At 69.1% G+C, this 3,137-nt stretch carries 2 protein-coding genes and 2 pseudogenes; 1 reads left to right on the forward strand and 3 read right to left on the reverse strand.

The window, feature by feature from the left end; translation table 11 throughout:
- The first annotated feature begins 30 nt into the window (after positions 1-30).
- Complete coding sequence (locus AB0M20_RS34625) at positions 31-126, forward strand: TetR/AcrR family transcriptional regulator C-terminal domain-containing protein (protein WP_364304594.1); 96 nt, start codon at positions 31-33, stop codon at positions 124-126.
- A gap of 7 nt (positions 127-133) precedes the next feature.
- On the opposite strand, the pseudogene AB0M20_RS34630 reads toward AB0M20_RS34625, so the two are convergent.
- The 3 genes and pseudogenes from AB0M20_RS34630 to AB0M20_RS34640 form a co-directional block, all read right to left on the reverse strand.
- Positions 134-262: pseudogene (locus AB0M20_RS34630) on the reverse strand (macro domain-containing protein); the annotation flags it as partial.
- 87 nt (positions 263-349) lie between these two features.
- On the reverse strand, positions 350-982 hold the full coding sequence (locus AB0M20_RS34635) for a pentapeptide repeat-containing protein (RefSeq protein WP_364304592.1): 633 nt from the start codon (positions 980-982) through the stop codon (positions 350-352).
- Between the two features lie 233 nt (positions 983-1,215).
- Positions 1,216-3,017, reverse strand: a pseudogene (locus AB0M20_RS34640) (rhamnogalacturonan lyase).
- Positions 3,018-3,137: the final 120 nt, after the last annotated feature.

The raw sequence follows: 3,137 nt of genomic DNA on the forward strand, positions 1-3,137 counted from the left end.
CTCGTGATGGCCGAACCACTGAACCGGGCCATGCTCCTCGGCGTCGAGGAAACCCCGGCCACAGCGGACCTCGACCGCCACGCCGACCATGCCGTACGGACCTTCCTCGCCGCCTACCGGCCTTGACAAGCAACGCCCGCAAAGCCTGGCATTCGTCCAGGATCGCCGGGCCTCCCTTGCGGTGGATCGCTCCGTCGACTCCGTCGCCCGGCAGGGACGTGTTCGCCGTGTTGACGATGACGTCGATCTGCCCGGCTGTGATGTCTGCGAGGACGACGGTTGCGCTACATCGATGGCGCTGCCTCCGAGCCCGTGACGGTGGCGTTGACCATGCCCGTGGGACGTCGCGCTACTGGTCGGCGGGCTCCACCACGATCCCCAGCGCCCCAGCAAGGACGTACGACAATTCGAGAAGGTCGTCGGGATGTACCACCGCGCCCTCCCAACTGGTGATGCCACCGACCCCTTGCAGTTCACAACGCCGGAACCGCGCGCCGGCCATCGTGGCTTTGTGGAACTGTGCCCTCGACAGATCGCATCCAATGAAGCTGACGCCCCGCAGGTCGGCCTCGGTGAAATCCGCCCCGGCCAGATTGCAGCGCTCGAAAGTCACCACGTCGAACCGGGCGAACCGCCAGTTCGTCAGATCGACCTTGCAATCGACGAAGGCGACATCGCTGAGCAGCCCGTCGTTGCAGGCCAGGCCGGTCGCCCGGCAGCCCGACAGCGTTACGCGCTGGAGCCTCGCCTTCTCGGCCCGCACGTTCGACAGGTCGGCGGTGTCCACCACGCAGTCGACGAAGCGGACGCTCGGCAGGAACGCGCCGGCGAAACCGGTCCTCCGGAAGTCACAGCGGTCGAAGAGGACTCCCTCAGCCAGCACACCAGCAAGGTGGACGTCGCCGTAAGCAGCGGCCTCGATCGTCTGCTCGTGTTCGAGCTCGCGCTGTACGTCGCCGGCCGGCCACAGCTTAGCGGGCATCTTCGGCTTTCGCGGTGGACCCACTCGCGGTCGGCGGTTTACGGCACCTCGTCGATTCACCACCGGGCCACCCTACGGGCCGCAGCCGCGCCTACCGTCGCTGGTTCGGCGGCGAGCCGCTGGTCGCCTCGCTCTGATCAAGGACGCCGCTAGGTCTTGCGCATAATAGGAGCGTCGGGGAACCTGATGCCATCATCGCCATTGAGGCTGATGAATACTCGCAGCTCAAGGGCTCAGCCGATCGCGAAGCTGGGATGCGGCGGCTGGTTGTAGGCGGTGTTCTGCCACGCCACCGCCTCCCGGTACTGGCGGTCCTGCATCAGCGACGGGCGCGAGATGCCGGTCGGGTCCGTGGTCGAGTAGATCCGCAGGGCCCGGTTGTCGCTGGTCGGCCAGATCACCTCCTCGCGCCAGTCGCCGAGGATGTCGGCCTGCAGCGACGGCGTGGCCTTCGTGCCGTTGTTGGAGTGGACCCCGCTCGCGGTCAGCAGGCGGGTGTCGCCGCTCGTGCCGTACTTGTCGATGTGTGTGCCGTCGAGCAGCTCGCGCTGGCCGTCGCCGTCCCACCAGATCACGAAGTTCGCCGAGCCCGGCTTGCGGCCGATGTTGCGGCCCGAGGTGTTGAACATCCCGCTCACCGCGGACGACCACGACTCGGCGCCGGGGCTGCCCGCGTAGACGTCGGCGGAGACGCCCCGGCCGTTGTCGCAGCCGCAGGACGCGTTCGACCAGATGATGCTTCCGGTACGCGCGTCCGCCATCCACGCGGCCAGGCTCGACGAGTTCTCGTCCACCTTGAACACCTCGAGCCCCGCGCGACTCGGGATGAGGTCGCCGACGTGGTACGCGTCGCCGTGCCCCTGCCCGTTGACCCACAGCCCGGCGCCGTTGTCGTCGATCGCCATGGCGCCGTAGAGGATCTCGTCGCGCCCGTCGGCGTCCACGTCGGCCACCGACAGCTGGTGGTTGCCCTGGCCGGTCCAGCGTGAGCCGTTGCTGGACGAGCTGCTGTCGAAGGTCCAGCGCCTGGTCAGCGCGCCGCCCCGGAAGTCCCAGGCCGAGATGACGCTGCGGGTGTAGTAGCCGCGCGCCATGATGATGCTCGGGTACGAGCCGTTCACGTACGCGGTGCCGGCCAGGAACCGGTCCACCCGGTTGCCGTAGCTGTCGCCCCAGCCCGAGACGGTGCCCGCGCCGGGACGTAGCTCTCGGTGTCCATCGCCCGGCCGGTCTGCCCGTTGAAGACGGTCAGGTATTCCGGGCCGGCCAGGATGTAGCCGGACGAGTTGCGGTGGTCGGCGTTCGCGTTGCCGATCACCACCCCGGCGCCGTCGCGTGTCGCGTCGGCGGTCTTCATGGCCACCTCGGCGCGGCCGTCGCCGTCGTAGTCGTACACCTGGAACTGCGTGTAGTGGGCGCCGGCCCGGATGTTGCGGCCCAGGTCGATGCGCCAGAGCCGGGTGCCGTTCAGCTCGTACGCGTCGATGAACACGTTGCCGGTGTAGCCGGCCTGCGAGTTGTCCTTGGCGTTGGACGGATCCCACTTGAGGACGATCTCCCACTGACCGTCGCCGTCCAGGTCGCCGACGCTCGCGTCGTTGGCCGAGTACGTGTACGACACCCCGTCCGGCGTGGTGCCACCGGGCGGGATCTGGATGGGCACGTCCTGGCTGGCGGCCAGCGTCTGCACCGGGGCGTCCGCGGCCATCGTCTCCACGCCGCCGGACACGGCCCGCACGGTGTACCGGGCACCGGCCGGGGCCCTGGTGTCGGTGTAGTTGGTGTGCGACGTGGTGGCCACCTTCGCGCCGTCGCGGTACACCGCGAAGGTGGTGCCGGCCGGGTCGGCGGTGAGCAACCGCCAGGACAGGAAGTTGCCGGCCTCGGTGCGCATCGCGATCAGGCCGCGATCGAGCCGCTCGGTGACGCCACCGGTGGCGGCGCTCGCCGCGGGGGCGCGGGCCGTGGTCACGGCGAGGGCGCCGCCGGCCACGAGCAGGATGCCGGCGGCGGCGATGGGGATGCTTCGTCTCATGGGTGCCGTCCAGGGGCGTCGGGGATGGGAGGCGCGCTCGGGGGAAAGCGCTTACCTCACCGCACGATACCCGCACATAGACGGCTGTCAATTGTATCAACCCTTCCCGTGGGAGCGATC

It is taken from the genome of Actinoplanes sp. NPDC051633, from assembly GCF_040681735.1.
Lineage (GTDB): Bacteria > Actinomycetota > Actinomycetes > Mycobacteriales > Micromonosporaceae > Actinoplanes.